This window comes from Stenotrophomonas sp. PI_27, from assembly GCF_027854495.1.
Classification (GTDB): Bacteria; Pseudomonadota; Gammaproteobacteria; order Xanthomonadales; family Xanthomonadaceae; genus Stenotrophomonas; species Stenotrophomonas pavanii.
In genome coordinates, this window is the sequence record NZ_JAJNOF010000003.1 from 371225 (window position 1) to 385312 (window position 14088).

The following is a 14088-nucleotide window of genomic DNA, read 5'->3' on the forward strand; positions in this document are numbered from 1 at the left end:
CCGAGAGGCGCCGTTCTGCTTCCAGCCATGGCCAGGAGAGAGATGGCCGTGGTGGGAACGCGGATACAGATGATGGGCGCGCGATTCTAGAGGGTTTCCATTGGCGATGGTCCGGCAGCGTGCCGCCAAGATGAATCGCGTCCAACAATCCACAGACGCATGACAAAAAAAAAGGACGGAGCCTTCGCTCCGTCCTTGCGGGTGTGCCGCTGCGAAGCCGGGGGCTCAGGTTTCGCGCAGCGCCGTGGTGATCGGCAGGCGCGCCGCGCGCAGTGCCGGGAACAGGCCGCCGACCAGGCCGATGCCCAGTGCCCATTTCAGGCCGGTCCACAGCAGTTCCGGCGACACGTGGAACTTGAACACCACCGCGCTGAAGTTGCTGCCGATGGTGGACACGCTGTAGCCGTTGAACAGCAGCCACGCCACCGCACAGCCGAGCAGGCCACCGAGCAGCGCCAGCAGCATCGTCTCCAGCATCACTGCCGTCACCACCGGCAGGCCGCGGAAGCCGATCGCACGCATGGTAGCGATTTCGCGGGCGCGCGTGGCCACGGCCGCATACATGGTGTTGAGCGCGCCGAACACCGCACCCACCGCCATGATCGTGCCGATCACCTTGCCGAGGATGTCGATCAGCTTGGTCAGCCCGCCGCCCTGCTTGCTGTAGTAGACGCGGGTGGTTTCCACGTCCAGTTTCAGGCGCGGGTCGGCGGCGACGGCGGCCTTGAACTGCTCGAAGCCAGCCTTGCCCTCGGTGCGCACGCTGATCGACTGCCAGGCGCTGCGCTGGTAGGTGGTGGCCAGCGTATCGGCGTCGGTCCACAGTTCCGAATCATGTGCATCGCCGGTGGCGAATGTGCCGACCACGGTCCAGGTCTGATTGCCCAGCGTCAGCGTCCTGCCGACCTCCATGTCGCGGAACTGGCCCTTGGCGCCCTGGCCGACCACGATCTCGCGCAGGCCAGTGGCGAACTTGCGGCCCTCAACGATCTTGACCTTGTCATGCACCGGCCACGCCTGCGGGCCGACGCCGCGGAACTGCGCGTTGACGTCGGTGCCATCGGACTTCGACACCAGATTGACCACCTGCGACAACTCGGGCGACAGCAACGGCCGGCCCTGCGCATCGCGGCTGATGCCGGGCAGGGTGGACAGCATCGGTACCTGCTCGCGGGTGATCACCGAGTTGGTCTCGGCCTGCGAGCCCCCGCGCAGCACGATGGCGGTGGTGTCATCGCCGGTGTTGTTGAGCGTGGCCTGGAAGCCTTCGCCCATCGCCAGCATCGCCACCAGTACGCCGACCACGCCGGCGATGCCGACCACGATCACCGAGGACGCGCCCCAGCGCTGCGGCAGGCTGGCCACGCCGATGCGGGTGGCGGCCAGCGCCAGCCGTCCACCGCGGGTCAGCAGCAGCCACAGCGCCACCAGCACGGCCACGGCCAGCACGCCGATCCACGGCAGGCTGATCCACAGCACCAGGCCGACCGCCAGCAGCAGCACCGTCACGCCGTTGCCCAGCCACTTCTTGAGTTTGCTCTTGAACATGTCGGTGTCCTCCTCAGCGGCCGGCCAGTGCGTCGACGATCTTCAGGCGCTTGGCACGCAGCGCCGGCAACAGGCCGACGATGATGCCGATCACCACGATCAGGCCCAGCCCCATCAGCCAGGTCGGCGTCGGTACGTGCGGCGGCAGCATGCCCATGCTCTTCGGCCCGATCGCCGGCAGGATCAGCGCGGCCAGGCCCATGCCGATCAGGCCGCCCAGGCCGATCAACAGCACCGACTCCACCATCACCAGGGTCAGCACGGTGCTGTCCTTGAAGCCCAGCGTCTTCAGCGTGGCCAGCTCCGGCACGCGCTCGCGCACCGCCTGCGCCATGGTGTTGCCGGTCAGCAGCAGCAGGGTGAAGAACACCGCGCCCATGATCGACGTGACGATCATGCCGATGTCCGCGAACTGCTTGACGAAGGCCTGCTGGAACGCCGATTCGGTCTGGGTCTTGGTCTCGTGGTCGGAGTTGGCCGAGATCGCATCGATGGCCTGAGCCACCCGCGAAGAGTGGTCCGGGTTGTCCAGCGTCACCGTGTACCAGCTCACCTGGTTCTTGATGTAGTCGTTGGATTCATCGAAGTACTTCCAGTTCATCATCAGCTGGCGCTCTTCGTTGGCGGCCAGCGCACGGTCCTTGGAGCGGTAGATGCCCTTCAGCACCAACGGCCAGTCGTTGCTGCCGCCGCGCGGGAAGATCGTGGCCTGCAGCGGGATGGTATCGCCGATCTTCCAGCCGAACTGCTTGGCCAGGGTCTCGCCCACGATGGCGCCGGTACGGGTCTGCTTCCAGTCTTCCAGCTGCGCCGGGTCGATCTGCAGTTCGCGGTAGACCTCGAAGTAGTTGGGCGACACCGAGAAATTCGGGAAGAAGTTCTTCGGGTCCTGGTAGATGCCGCCGAACCACATGCCATAGGCCACGTCGCGCACGCCGGCGACCTGGCGCACCTGGGTTTCCAGGCGGATCGGCAGCGACTGGGTGATCGACAGCCGAGAAGCGACCACCAGGCGGTTGGCCCCTTCCACGCTGCCACCGGACGAGAACGCCACGCGCACCGAATCGAGCATGCCGAACAGCAGGAACGCGGCCACCACCGAAAGCAGGGTCAGCAGGGTACGGGTGCGGCTGCGGAACAGCTGTGCCCACACCAACGAGAAGTATTTCATCGCCGTGGCCTCCGTCAGTGGGCCAGCGGCGCGTCGGCCAGCTCGCCCTTGTCCAGGTGCACCGTGTGGGTGGCGTACTCGGCAGCCTTCGGGTCATGGGTGACCATGATGATGGTCTTGCCGTGCTCGCGGTTGAGCTGCTGCAGCAGGCCGAGGATCTCCTCGGCGGACTGGCGGTCGAGGTCGCCGGTGGGTTCGTCGCAGATCAGGAAGGTCGGGTCGGAGACGATCGCGCGGGCGATCGCCACGCGCTGCTGCTGGCCGCCGGACAGCTCATTCGGGCGGTGGCTGCGGCGGTCGGCCAGGCCGACCAGGGTCAGCGCGATCTCGGCATTGCGGCGGCGCTGAGCGGCATTGAGGTGGGTCAGCAGCAGCGGCAGTTCCACGTTCTTCTGCGCGGTCAGCATCGGCATCAGGTTGTAGAACTGGAACACGAAGCCGACATGGTGGCTGCGCCAGGTCGACAGCTGGCCGCCGCTCATCTGGTCGATGCGCTCGCCCTCGATGCTGATCTCGCCGCCACTGGGGTTGTCCAGGCCGCCGATCAGGTTGAGCAGGGTGGTCTTGCCCGAGCCGGACGGGCCCATCAGCGCGACGAAGTCGCCGCTGGCGATGTCCAGGTCGATGCCGTGCAGCACCTGCACTTTCTCGGGGCCACGCTGGTAGGTCTTGGTGATGTTGCGCAGTGAAACCAGGGTCGACATGGGTGGTTCTCCACGGAAGGCGGGAAACGGGGAAGCGCACCCGCGATGGCCGCGGGCGAGCGTCGAGCGGTGCTGCCGGCGGCGCCCACGGGCGCCAGGCCGTTACTGCGCTTGTTTCTGTTGCACCTTGGCGCCATCGCGCAGGGTGTCCGGCGGGTTCACCACCACCGATTCACCGGCGCTTACGCCCTTGAGGATCTGGCGGTCCTTGCCCATCGCCTGGCCAGCCTCGACCGTGCGCTGCTGCACGCGGTTCTCGTCACCCAGCACGAAGGCCACCGAGGCGCCGTCGCGCTGCACCACGGCGCCGCCCGGCACGCGCACGCCCTGCGGCTTGGCCGCGGCCTGCGGCTGCGCCTGTTCCAGGAAGCTGACGCGCACGCCCATTTCCGGCACGATGCGCGGGTCCTTCACCTTCAGCGCCACGCGGACCTTCACCGTGGCCTTGCCGCGGTCGGCGGTGGGGATGATGGCGATCACCTCGCCGGGAATCTTCCATTCCGGGTAGGCGTTGAGGATGGCTTCCACCGGCATCTTCGGCTGCACGCGGCCGATGAAGGCCTCGCCGACCTCGACTTCGATCTCCAGCGAGTCCATGTCGACGATGGTGCCGATGCCGGTGCGGGTGAAACCACCGCCCGCCGACAGCGGCGAGACGATTTCACCCGGCTGCGCCGCCTTGGCGGTGACCACGCCGGAGAACGGCGCGCGTACCACGTTGTTGTCCACGCCAAGGTCGGCGATGGCCAGCTGGTCCTGGGCGACCTTGACGTTGCGCTGCGCGGTATCCAGCTGCGCGCGCAGGCTGTCGCGCTGGGCCACGGCCTGGTCGTACTGCGAGCGTGACACCAGCTGCTGGCCGACCAGCGCCTGCAGGCGGCTGGCTTCGGCGGCGGCCTGCCTCTGCTGCGCCTGCAGCCCGGCGACCTGGCTGCGTGCGGCCTGCAGCTGCGAGGCGTACAGGCTGCGCTGCGCGTCGGCGTCGATCGGGTCCAGCGTCGCCATCACCTGGCCAGCCTCGACCCGCATGCCTTCTTCGATCATCACCTCGCGCACCTTGCCGGTGATCTTGGCCGATACCGTGGCCATGCGCCGGGCGACCACGTAGCCGCTGGCGTCGAGCACCGAGCTGCTGGCGCTGCCCTGCTGGATGGCCACCGCCGGCGCGGTTTCCACCTCCACGGCCGGCGCGCGGCCGAACACGAAGGCCACGGCAGCAGCAAGCAGCAGCACGACCACGATGATCGCGATCCACAGCCAGCGGCGGCCACCGCCATTGCCTCCGGAGGCCGGCGGTGGCGACTTGCGGTCGATACGGAGTTCCTTCAACAGCTCGGCAGAAGCGTTCATTCGTTCCATCACAGGCGTTCGGGCGGGTGTGGCCGGAAGGGCGGACGGCGGCGGTTCCGGCGGTGGAGCGTGCGGCACAGCATGAAGGCAGGCACAGCGATGACGGCAGTGACAGCTGTCACCCGATGACACTGACGGCGGCAACTGCGAAATGTGACCACGGCGGCACAGGATGGCAACGTTCCCGCTACCGGTACTGCCCATGGATCCGATCGCCCCATTGCCGGCCCGCCGCAGCGGCGCCGCCAAGCGTACCGTGATCTGCGCCCGGTTGCGCCGGTGCCGCCCGGTCGGCGGCGCCTGCGCGCAGGCGGCTGAACTGGCATGATCGGCGGCGATCGTCCCCGCCTGGAACCGCCCGTGCCCTCGACATGGCTTGCCTCGCTGCTGCGCCCCGCGCCGGACTCGGCGGTGGCCGATACGCTGCGCCGTGGAAAATCGCCCTGGAGCGAGGCAATCCACCTGCTGTGGTCGGTGTGGATCTTCCTGACGCCCTTGCTTGGCCACGGCTTCACCCTGCGCTGGCTGCTGCTGACGCTGGCCAGCTATCCGGTGTTCCTGCTGCTGTACGCCAAGGTGATGGTGGCGCCGCGCCATCACGCTCCGCGCTATGCACTGGGCCTGATCGCGATGTCGCTGGTGCTGCTGCCCTGGTACCCGTCCGGGCTGACCTACTTCGTGTTCGGCTGCGTGCTGCTGCGGGTGAGCGGACGCGGTGGCTGGTGGCAGTATCTGCTGCAGCTCACTGGCCTGAATCTGCTGTTCTGCAGCCTCGCGCTGCTGTTCCAGTACCCATGGCAGAGCCTGGTCTGGATCCCGGCCGTGTCCTATATCGTGGGGCTGGTCGTGAACGTGGAAGCGCTCAACCAGCAGAAGGATGCGGCACTGCAGCTGTCGCAGGACGAGGTGCGGCGGCTGGCGGCCACGGCCGAGCGCGAACGCATCGGCCGCGACCTGCATGACCTGCTCGGCCACACCCTGTCGCTGATCACGTTGAAGCTGGAGCTGGCGCGCAAGCTGCACGACCGCGGCGACGCGCGCGCGCGGCTGGAGATCGGCGAGGCCGAGGCCATCGCCCGCGAAGCGCTGGCACAGGTCCGCAGCGCGGTCACCGGCATCCGCGCCAGCGACCTGGCCGGTGAGCTGGCGTCGGCGCGGCTGCTGCTGGAGTGCCAGCAGGTCCACCTTCAATACGCACCACCACCGGCGATGCCGGTGGATGTCGAACGCGGGCTGGCGCTGGTGCTGCGCGAGGCCGCAACCAATATCGTGCGCCATGCACAGGCGACACAGGCGCGGGTGGAGTTCATGCTGGAGGGACGCATGCTGGCGATGCAGATCCGCGACGATGGCCGTGGCGGCGTGCAGGCCGAGGGCAACGGGCTGAGCGGCATGCGCGAACGCGTGGCCGCCCTGGGGGGCAGCCTGCAGGTACAGTCCGCAAGGGGCGAGGGCACGCGACTGACCGTGCGCGTGCCACTGGCTGCCGCGACCACACCGTTGCCGCCGGGAACGCCGCCGTCGCTGGCGCAGGACGGTGCCGCATGATCCGCATCCTGCTGGCCGAGGACCAGGCGATGGTACGCGGCGCACTGTCGGCGCTGCTGGGCCTGGAGCCGGATATCGAGGTGCTGGGCAGCGCCGCCGACGGCGAAACCGCGTGGCGCATGCTGCAGCAGTTGCAGCCGGACATCCTGGTGACCGACATCGAGATGCCGGGCCTGTCCGGGCTCGAGCTTGCCCAGCGCATCGCGCGCCACGAGCTGCCGATCAAGGTGGTGATCGTGACCACCTTCGCCCGCGCCGGCTTCCTGCGCCGCGCGCTGGAAGCCGGCGTGCTGGGCTACCTGCTGAAGGATGCACCGGCCGAGAACCTGGCCGATGCACTGCGCAAGGTGAAGCAGGGCATCCGTTCGATCGACCCGCAGCTGGCGCTGGATGCATGGTCACAGGCCGATCCGCTGACCGACCGCGAGCGCCGCGTGCTGCGGCTGGCGGGCGAGGGCCGTACCGCCAGCGAGATCGCCGAGCAGCTGGGCTTGTCGCACGGCACGGTGCGCAATTACCTGTCCGAGTGCATCGGCAAGCTGGGCGTGGCCAACCGGATCGAGGCGTACCGGCTGGCGCGGCAGAAGGGGTGGCTGTAGCGGCGTGCGCCGACGCACTGGTAGCGCCGGGCGCTGCCCGGCGGATCATTTCCGCGCCTGTGGAGGGGTGTCACTTTCTTTGCTCGTGCAAAGAAAGTAACCAAAGAAACACGCCGCCAGAGCGCGAGCCGTCGCTACGCGACGGTTCCCTGCGCTTCTCGGCGAATCAGGGGACGGCGCCGAACTCGCTGCGCTCAGACACCGGCGCCTCTACGCCCCTGATTCCCCTGCGATGCTCGGCTCGCTAAAAGGCGGACCCAACGTCAAAGGCAGAAGCAGCACCCAGTAGATCCACGCCATGCGTGGATGCTCTTGCTGTTGATCTTGACCTTCCAGTCCGCCTTGAGCGAGCCGAGCACCGCAGGTTCGGCGAGGGCGAAGAGGCGCGGGTTTCTGAGGCAGAAGCCACACCCAGTATATCCACGCCATGCGTGGATGCTCTTGCTGTTGATCTTGACCTTCCAGTCCGCCTTGAGCGAGCCGAGCACCGCAGGTCCGGCGAGGGCGAAGAGGCGCGGGTGTTTGAGCGCAGCGAGTTCCCGCGCCGTACCTCGACGGACCGAGGAGCGCAGGGAACCGTCGCGTAGCGGCGGCTCGCGGCCGGCGGAGCGTTTCTTTGGTTACTTTCTTTGCGCGCAAAGAAAGTGACACCCCCGCGGTCGCGCAAACAACCCGCCGGGAACTCCCGGTGAACCCGACCATCACTCCTTGCCGCGCGCCATCGCCTGGAACACCCCGTCACGCCGCACCCACAGGTGGAACAGCGCCGCACCCACATGCATCAGCACCGTGGCAAACAACACATAGGCCAGCAGGCTGTGCGCATTGCGCAACGCGGCATACAGCGCCGGAGTGTGCGGCACGATCGGCGGCAGGTGCAGGCCACCCCACAGCACGATCGGGTAGCCGCCGGCCGACAGCATCGCCCAGCCGATCAGCGGCATCGCCAGCATCAGTGCATACAGCATCCAGTGCGAAGCCTTGGCCGCCATCACCTGCCACACCGGAAGATCCGCCGGCAGCGGCGGCGGGCGATGCCGCAGCCGGTTGTAGAGGCGCAGCAGCACCAGTACGCCGAGGGCGATGCCCAATGGGCGGTGCAGGTCGATCAGCATCGGCCGCAGGTGCAGCGAGGCGACCATGGTCACACCGATGAACAGCATGGCAATGATCATCAGCGCCATGGACCAGTGCAGCACCCGCGCCAGCAGGTTGAAGTGGCCGTTACCGGTGCTCATCGTGCGGCCTCCTTCGGTGGCTCGACATTACCGCTGGCGCGCTCGCGTTCGCGGCGGTTGAAGGACTGCGAATAGACCGCCGAGCGTGCCGCCAGGATGGGGTCGTCACTGCCGCGCACGCCGCTGGGCAGGATCAACGGATCGAAGTTGATCTGGCCACACGCACCCTGTTCCTGCGATTGCATGTGGTCCAGGCTGAGCACGCCGGCCACCACCTGGTCACGCGATTCCGGCCAGGGTACCGATGGATCGTCGATGGCATCGCCGGGCTCGGCAGTGGTCACGACCAGGTTCCAGCGCACCGGGCCCTTGGCCAGGCGCTGCTGCAGTTCCTCGCTGAGGAAATCGACGCTGGCCTGCTTGCGCGTTTCCGCGTCCATCTCCACTACCGGTGCCTGCGGCTGCCAGCGCCAGCGCACCGCACGCTTCTGGCCCTGCGCGTTGGTGAACCAGAAGCTGTTGACACTGTTGAAGGTGGTGTCGGCCCAGCTGCTGGTCCAGGGTGCCGTCTTCGCCCACTGCTGGAACGCCTGTGCGCTCGGGTACTTAGCCAGCACCGCCGCCATCTTCTGCGGGTCGGGCTTGCCGGTGGCCGGGTCGGGAATGGAGGCACGGGTCTGCTCGTAGAACGCCTCGGCGCTGGGCACAGCGAAGAACGGGAAGCTGTTCATCGCCATCCGCCATTCCTGGCCATCGTCGCTGACCAACTGCACCGCCAGGCTGCGCACGCGTGCGGTGTTGTCGGCGCCGTAGGGATCACCGCCACCGATCGACAGGCGGCCCATCACCGGTACGCGGGCCTGCGAGAACACCCGCGCGCTGGACAGGGTGGGGGCCTGTGCGCTGGGTTCGAACCAGCCGCTTACGCAGATGCCCTTGCTGTGCGCACGACGGAAGCCCGGATGGGCTGGGCCGGTGGCCTCGATGGTGTCGGTGAAGCGCTGCGCGGTGAGGCGGTCGCCCATCCAGCCGGCCAGCCAGGCAAAGGCCAGCGCGACGCCACCCAGGATGAGTGCGATCAATGCGATCCAGAGCAGCGGCGAATGCCTGCGCGGTGCGCCTGCCGTCTGGCCGGCGCGGGTGTAGCGGAAGAGCGACATGGTCGGAGTCCTGCCTTCACGGAGCGTGTGGGTGGTCGACCCTCACATCCTCGCAGAACCCGGCCGGGGCCGGAATTCAATTTTTCGTCAGAATTGCCAGCCCCGCCTGGGGACGCGCCGGGCCGTGCCCGGCGCCGCCATCATGCGTAACGCGCCTTGAGCATCGCCCACGCCGAACGCAGGGCCAGCGCCTCGCCACCGGCTGGGCGTCCCGGGCGCTCGCCGTCGTTCCAGGCGTACACGTCCAGATGCGCCCAGCGCTGGCCGTCTTCGAGGAAGCGTTCCAGGTACAGCGCGGCGGTCACCGAGCCGGCCATGCGCGAACCAGCGTTGGCCAGGTCGGCGATGCCGCTGCTCAGGTAACGCAGGTAGGGGCGCCACAGCGGCATGCGCCAGACCGGGTCACGGGTGGCGTCGCCGGCCTGCAGCCACTGCTGGGCCACGCTGTCGTCATTGCTGAAGAGCGCCGGCAGGTCCGGACCCAGCGCAATGCGTGCAGCGCCGGTAAGGGTGGCGAAGTCCAGCACCAGGTCAGGCTTCTGCTCGCTGGCGAAGGTCAGCGCATCGCACAGGATCACCCGGCCTTCGGCGTCGGTGTTGTCGATCTCCACGCTCAGGCCCTTGCGGGTGGCGATCACTTCGCCCGGGCGGAATGCATCCGGACCGATCGCGTTTTCCACCGCCGGCACCAGCAGGGTCAGGCGCACCGGCAGCCCGCGCGCCATCACCAGGCCGGCCAGCGCCAGTGCATGCGCGGCGCCGCCCATGTCCTTCTTCATGTTGCGCATGCCGTCGGCCGGCTTGATGTCCAGCCCGCCGGTATCGAAGCAGACGCCCTTGCCGACCAGCACCAGCGCCGGATCGGTGTCCTTGCCCCAGCGCAGCACGACCAGGCGCGGCGCGCGGTGCGACGCACGGCCGACGGCGTGGATGGCCGGGAAGTTCTGCTTCAGCAGTTCATCGCCGGTGATCGCCTCGACCTGCGCGCCATGGGCAGCGGCCAGGGCACGCGCGGCGTCTTCCAGCTGCTGCGGGCCCATGTCTTCGGTCGGGGTATTGACCCAGTCGCGCACGCGCAGGCTGGCAGCGATCAGGTCGGCCACTTCCCCGGACGGTGCCGCCACCAGCTGTGCCGGCGCACGGTTGCGCTTGCGGTAGCGGTCGAAGCGGTAGCTGCCCAGGCCCCAGCCCAGCTGCAGCAGCGCCCGTTCGGCGGCCGGCAGTTCGTTGGCCAGCTGCCACACGCTGCCTTCGGGCAGTGCGTGCGGGGCGTGCGCATAGCTGTAGGCATCGGCGCGGTCGCCGACGCCGATCACGGCGCCGGCCAGGCCATCGGCGCCCGGCAGCAACGCCACGCTGTGCGCGCCGGCGCTGAAGCCCTGCGACGCCAGCCACGCCTGGGTGGCGGCCGGCTGGCCGTCCTTCCAGGCCGCGAACTGTTCGCGGTCCAGCACGTACAGCGGCAGTGCTGCGCCGCTGTCGGCGGTGAAACCAGTGATCTCGCTCATGCGTCAGGTACTCCGGGATGCGGCGGCGTCGAGGTTGGCGTCCAACCAGTCGGCCAGGCCGGTGAGGGTGTCGAACTGCAGGTCCGGCTGCAGCTGCGGATGGGTCCAGGTGGCTGCGTCGCGGTTGATCCAGCAGCCGCGCAGACCGGCGGCGATCGCCCCGGCCACGTCCATCTCGGCGTGGTCGCCGACATGCAGTACCTGTGCCGGCACCACGCCGAGGCGGGTGCAGGCAGCGTGGAAGATGCTTGCTTCGGGCTTGGCCGCGCCGTGTTCGCGCGCGCCCAGCTGGAAGGCGAAGTGATGGGCCAGGCCGATCCGTTCCAGGTCGGCATTGCCGTTGCTCAACGCAGCCACCGGCACCCGCGCGGCAATCCGCGCCAGCGCATCGATCGCATCGGGGTAGCACTCGACCTGGTTGCGCGCGGCGTAGAACACCTCATACGCCGGCTCCAGCAGGTCCAGGCTGGCGCCACTGCTGTGCAGCGCTTCGTGCAGGGTCAGCCGGCGCAGTTCGCTGAGGTCGTGGTGCAGATGCGGGTGGGCGTGGTACAGGCGCTCGCGCAGTTCGCGCATCGCGGCCACCGGATACATCGCGGCGGTGGCGGGGCTGTGTTCACGCATCCACGCGTGCAGGACCTGCTCGATGCGGGCGCCGATCGGAGCGAACGGCCACAGCGTGTCGTCGAGGTCGAGGGTGATGGCTTGGACGGGGAAATTCACCCCGCCATTCTACGCCTGCCCGCGCGGGCTTTCATTCCAGCAGCCGCGCCCAGCCCTGGGTGCCATCCAGCCGTGCCAGCACCAGTTTGATGCATACCAGCAGGGGCACCGCCAGCAGCAGGCCGATCATGCCCCAGGCCCAGCCGAACACCATCAGCGCCAGGATCAGCACCAGCGGTGACAGCTTCATGCGCCGGCCCAGCACGATCGGGGTCACCATCTGCCCTTCCAGCGTGTGCAGGGCCAGGTAGGCGGCGGCCGGCAGCAGCGCCTGCAGCGGGTCGGGGAATTCCACGAAGCCCATCAGCAGCATCAGCGCCACGCCGATCAGCGGGCCCACGTAGGGCGCAAAATTCAGCAGCGCGGCGACCGTGCCCCACAACAGCGCTTCCTGCAGGCCGATGCCGAGCAGCATCAGCACGCCGGCGAACACCAGCCCGACCAGCGTATTGATCACGCTGATGGTCAGCACATAGCGCGAGACCTCGCGCTCGATCGAACGCAGGATGTCGGTGGTGAAGCGCTGCTGCTGGCGGTTGGGCAACAGGGCGATCGCCGCGCGCTGCAGGCTCTGCCCGTAGATCATGAAGAACAGCGTCAGCAACACCACCGCCAGTACCGATGCCGCCAGTCGGGGGGCACGGGTCAGCATGCGGTACGGGTCGTCCAGCTGGGTGCGGATCACCTGCACCTTGTGGTTGCTGTCACCGCCGGCCACGCGCGCGAAGTTCTCCGCGGCCTGGTTGGCCTGCTGCACCGGCTTGGTCAGGTTCTGTACCTGGCGGGCGACCTTGCGCAGCTGCTGCGGCGCTTCCTGCGCCCATTCCATCGCCGGGCCGATCAACTGCACCGCCAGCGAACCGGTCACGCCCAGGCCGGCGCCGAGGATCAGCAGTGCGCCCAGGGCGCGCGGAATCCACAGCTTCTGCAGCAGGCGCAGGATCGGATTGCCGACCAGCGCGAAGAACATCGCCAGCAGCACCGGCAGGATGATGTCCTGCGCGGCCCATAGCGTGTACCCCACGGCCAGGGTTGCCAGCACCACCAGTGACATCGGCCCGCGCGGGCGCGAGGGAGGCGGCAGCGGCGCGTCCGGTTCCTGTGGATCGGCCGGTGACGGGGACAGGAGGGACTCGCTCATCGACGCACCAGCCGGAAAGGGAAACGCATTATCCGCCGGCCGTCCGCGGCACGGCGGTTTCCATGGATCAACGTTCGGACAGCTCGGTGGCCGCTTCGGCCGGACGCGGTTCGCGCAGCTCCGCTTCCGGCACCGGTCGCGGCGCCGGTGCGGGCCGTGCGTCGGCGGCGGAGACGGCTGCCTGCGCCTGTTCGCTGGCATCGCCGGCTTCTTCGGCCGCGTCGTCGGCTGTGGCTGCCGCCTGTGCCGCCATCGCGGTGGCGAACGCCGCCTGTGCGCTGGCGAACAGGTTCGAGACCGAACCGGCCATCTGCAGCCAGCGCGCACCGTTCACCTTGCCTGGCACTTCCAGCTTGCCGGCGATGAAACCGCCGGCCAGTCCGACCACGACGATGCGCAGCGGCGACCAGCCCCGGCGCCAGACCTGGCTGAGCGTGGACCAGTGGTCCTGGGTTTCGACCAGGCGCACGGTCACCACCTGTTCGCAGCGTTTTACCCGCCGCTGCAGCGCACCGAACTTCATGGCTTGCCCTCGGGCAGCTGCACCTCGGCATCCGGATCGTCCTCGCTGGGCTCGTCGAACAGCCCCAGGCGTGACAGTTGGCGCCGGGTGGCGTGCATGCCGGTGTGGTGGAAGAAGTAGGACACCCGCCAGATGGCATAGCCGGTGACGGCCAGGCTCAGCAGCGAGGTGATCAGCAGCGCCTGCAGCCAGCTCAGCCCCCAGCTCTGCAGCAGCGCGATGAGAGTGGCCGCCATCAGCAGCCAGGCCGAGGCACCAAATACGATCGCCACGCCGGCCCAGGCCAGTGCACGGCCGAAGGCACTGCGGGCCAGGGCGAAGTCGGCCGAGGCCAGCCGGCGCAGCGAGCGCACGGTGTGCTTGGCCGAATCGGCGGCGGCACGACCGGCCGCGCCGACCTGGCGGATGCTCTCATCCAGCGGCGGGGTGGCCGCCGGATCAGGGGCTTGCGCGTTGTCTTCGCTCACGCCGCGGCTTACTTGTCGCTGCTGCCGCGGGCCAGCTTGGCAATGATCCAGCCGGTAGCGAAGGCGACGCCGAACGAGGCCAGCGGACGCTCGCGGATCAGCTCGGCGGCGCTGTCGATCAGGTCCTTGCCCTTGTCCATCAGTGCGTCGACCTGTTCCTTGGCGGCGGCACCGCCGAACTCGGCGGCGGCCAGGCCGGACAGCGCGCTGTCGGACAGTTCGGCCTTCACGTTGGCCTTGCCGATGCGCAGCTCGTCGGTTGCTGCACCGGTGGCGCCCTTGATCGCACCGCCGGCGGCGCTGGCGGCCTGCTTCAGGTGGGAACCGGCTTCACCCAGGTGTTCCTTCAGGTTCTCGGTATTGGTGGGGCTCATCGAATCACTCCTGTTGCGATGGGGGAACGGGCGTCGGCGGTGCCGACCTGGACTGACAGCAATACCATTGCCAGGGTATAGGGGGTGTTACGGC

Annotated in this window: 16 protein-coding genes; 3 read left to right on the forward strand and 13 right to left on the reverse strand. The window is 68.5% G+C overall.

Going from position 1 to position 14088, the window contains the following annotated elements; translation table 11 throughout:
* Positions 1-225 precede the first annotated feature (225 nt).
* From LRM18_RS05820 to LRM18_RS05835, 4 genes are all read right to left on the reverse strand, one after another.
* Positions 226-1548, reverse strand: coding sequence for an ABC transporter permease (locus tag LRM18_RS05820; protein WP_270952330.1), 1323 nt, complete (start codon positions 1546-1548; stop codon positions 226-228).
* 13 nt (positions 1549-1561) lie between these two features.
* Positions 1562-2719: an ABC transporter permease gene (locus tag LRM18_RS05825; protein WP_049468681.1), complete on the reverse strand. Its 1158-nt coding sequence runs from the start codon at positions 2717-2719 to the stop codon at positions 1562-1564.
* Positions 2720-2733: 14 nt separating this feature from the next.
* Positions 2734-3423 carry an ABC transporter ATP-binding protein gene (locus LRM18_RS05830; RefSeq protein WP_004137569.1) on the reverse strand — a complete coding sequence of 230 codons (690 nt, stop codon included), beginning with the start codon at positions 3421-3423 and terminating at the stop codon, positions 2734-2736.
* A gap of 102 nt (positions 3424-3525) precedes the next feature.
* Positions 3526-4773, reverse strand: a complete 1248-nt coding sequence (locus LRM18_RS05835; protein WP_103283161.1) for an efflux RND transporter periplasmic adaptor subunit — start codon at positions 4771-4773, stop codon at positions 3526-3528.
* Positions 4774-4975: 202 nt separating this feature from the next.
* Between LRM18_RS05835 and LRM18_RS05840 the strand changes: the two genes are divergently transcribed.
* From LRM18_RS05840 to LRM18_RS05850, 3 genes are read left to right on the forward strand one after another with little or no spacing between them, the layout of a single operon-like run.
* On the forward strand, positions 4976-5101 hold the full coding sequence (locus tag LRM18_RS05840; protein WP_254918072.1) for a hypothetical protein: 126 nt from the start codon (positions 4976-4978) through the stop codon (positions 5099-5101).
* Positions 5098-6321, forward strand: a complete 1224-nt coding sequence (locus LRM18_RS05845; protein WP_154329902.1) for a sensor histidine kinase — start codon at positions 5098-5100, stop codon at positions 6319-6321. Before LRM18_RS05840 ends, LRM18_RS05845 begins: the two co-directional genes overlap by 4 nt.
* Positions 6318-6920, forward strand: a complete 603-nt coding sequence (locus LRM18_RS05850) for a response regulator transcription factor (protein WP_270952345.1) — start codon at positions 6318-6320, stop codon at positions 6918-6920. The genes LRM18_RS05845 and LRM18_RS05850 overlap by 4 nt, the downstream gene beginning before the upstream one ends.
* 263 nt (positions 6921-7183) lie before the next feature.
* Here the strand turns inward: LRM18_RS05850 and LRM18_RS05855 are convergent, their stop codons facing one another.
* The 9 genes from LRM18_RS05855 to LRM18_RS05895 form a co-directional block, all read right to left on the reverse strand.
* Positions 7184-7408: a hypothetical protein gene (locus tag LRM18_RS05855; RefSeq protein WP_270952347.1), complete on the reverse strand. Its 225-nt coding sequence runs from the start codon at positions 7406-7408 to the stop codon at positions 7184-7186.
* Between the two features lie 213 nt (positions 7409-7621).
* On the reverse strand, positions 7622-8158 hold the full coding sequence (locus LRM18_RS05860; RefSeq protein ID WP_057494446.1) for a cytochrome b: 537 nt from the start codon (positions 8156-8158) through the stop codon (positions 7622-7624).
* The gene (locus LRM18_RS05865) at positions 8155-9258 is read right to left on the reverse strand and encodes a catalase family peroxidase (RefSeq protein WP_154329903.1); all 1104 of its coding nucleotides are present in this window, start codon (positions 9256-9258) and stop codon (positions 8155-8157) included. The genes LRM18_RS05860 and LRM18_RS05865 overlap by 4 nt, the downstream gene beginning before the upstream one ends.
* 140 nt (positions 9259-9398) lie before the next feature.
* Positions 9399-10766: a M17 family metallopeptidase gene (locus LRM18_RS05870; protein ID WP_206632868.1), complete on the reverse strand. Its 1368-nt coding sequence runs from the start codon at positions 10764-10766 to the stop codon at positions 9399-9401.
* A 3-nt stretch (positions 10767-10769) separates the two neighbouring features.
* Complete coding sequence (locus tag LRM18_RS05875) at positions 10770-11489, reverse strand: HAD-IA family hydrolase (RefSeq protein ID WP_049470017.1); 720 nt, start codon at positions 11487-11489, stop codon at positions 10770-10772.
* A gap of 31 nt (positions 11490-11520) precedes the next feature.
* Positions 11521-12630, reverse strand: coding sequence for an AI-2E family transporter (locus LRM18_RS05880; protein WP_049470021.1), 1110 nt, complete (start codon positions 12628-12630; stop codon positions 11521-11523).
* 67 nt (positions 12631-12697) lie between these two features.
* Positions 12698-13153 carry a hypothetical protein gene (locus tag LRM18_RS05885; protein ID WP_049470024.1) on the reverse strand — a complete coding sequence of 152 codons (456 nt, stop codon included), beginning with the start codon at positions 13151-13153 and terminating at the stop codon, positions 12698-12700.
* Positions 13150-13620: a phage holin family protein gene (locus LRM18_RS05890; protein ID WP_049465970.1), complete on the reverse strand. Its 471-nt coding sequence runs from the start codon at positions 13618-13620 to the stop codon at positions 13150-13152. The genes LRM18_RS05885 and LRM18_RS05890 overlap by 4 nt, the downstream gene beginning before the upstream one ends.
* An 8-nt stretch (positions 13621-13628) precedes the next feature.
* Positions 13629-13994, reverse strand: coding sequence for a hypothetical protein (locus tag LRM18_RS05895; protein WP_053461944.1), 366 nt, complete (start codon positions 13992-13994; stop codon positions 13629-13631).
* Positions 13995-14088: the final 94 nt, after the last annotated feature.

What these genes read in the sequence shown, in the direction of transcription:
- LRM18_RS05860 (WP_057494446.1), bottom strand. Translation starts at nt 8,158, where the DNA reads ATGAGCACCGGTAACGGCCACTTCAACCTGCTGGCGCGGGTGCTGCAC.
- LRM18_RS05885 (WP_049470024.1), bottom strand. Translation starts at nt 13,153, where the DNA reads ATGAAGTTCGGTGCGCTGCAGCGGCGGGTAAAACGCTGCGAACAGGTG.
- LRM18_RS05850 (WP_270952345.1), top strand. Translation starts at nt 6,318, where the DNA reads ATGATCCGCATCCTGCTGGCCGAGGACCAGGCGATGGTACGCGGCGCA.
- LRM18_RS05825 (WP_049468681.1), bottom strand. Translation starts at nt 2,719, where the DNA reads ATGAAATACTTCTCGTTGGTGTGGGCACAGCTGTTCCGCAGCCGCACC.
- LRM18_RS05835 (WP_103283161.1), bottom strand. Translation starts at nt 4,773, where the DNA reads ATGAACGCTTCTGCCGAGCTGTTGAAGGAACTCCGTATCGACCGCAAG.
- LRM18_RS05845 (WP_154329902.1), top strand. Translation starts at nt 5,098, where the DNA reads ATGATCGGCGGCGATCGTCCCCGCCTGGAACCGCCCGTGCCCTCGACA.
- LRM18_RS05840 (WP_254918072.1), top strand. Translation starts at nt 4,976, where the DNA reads ATGGATCCGATCGCCCCATTGCCGGCCCGCCGCAGCGGCGCCGCCAAG.
- LRM18_RS05830 (WP_004137569.1), bottom strand. Translation starts at nt 3,423, where the DNA reads ATGTCGACCCTGGTTTCACTGCGCAACATCACCAAGACCTACCAGCGT.
- LRM18_RS05865 (WP_154329903.1), bottom strand. Translation starts at nt 9,258, where the DNA reads ATGTCGCTCTTCCGCTACACCCGCGCCGGCCAGACGGCAGGCGCACCG.
- LRM18_RS05870 (WP_206632868.1), bottom strand. Translation starts at nt 10,766, where the DNA reads ATGAGCGAGATCACTGGTTTCACCGCCGACAGCGGCGCAGCACTGCCG.
- LRM18_RS05880 (WP_049470021.1), bottom strand. Translation starts at nt 12,630, where the DNA reads ATGAGCGAGTCCCTCCTGTCCCCGTCACCGGCCGATCCACAGGAACCG.
- LRM18_RS05820 (WP_270952330.1), bottom strand. Translation starts at nt 1,548, where the DNA reads ATGTTCAAGAGCAAACTCAAGAAGTGGCTGGGCAACGGCGTGACGGTG.
- LRM18_RS05895 (WP_053461944.1), bottom strand. Translation starts at nt 13,994, where the DNA reads ATGAGCCCCACCAATACCGAGAACCTGAAGGAACACCTGGGTGAAGCC.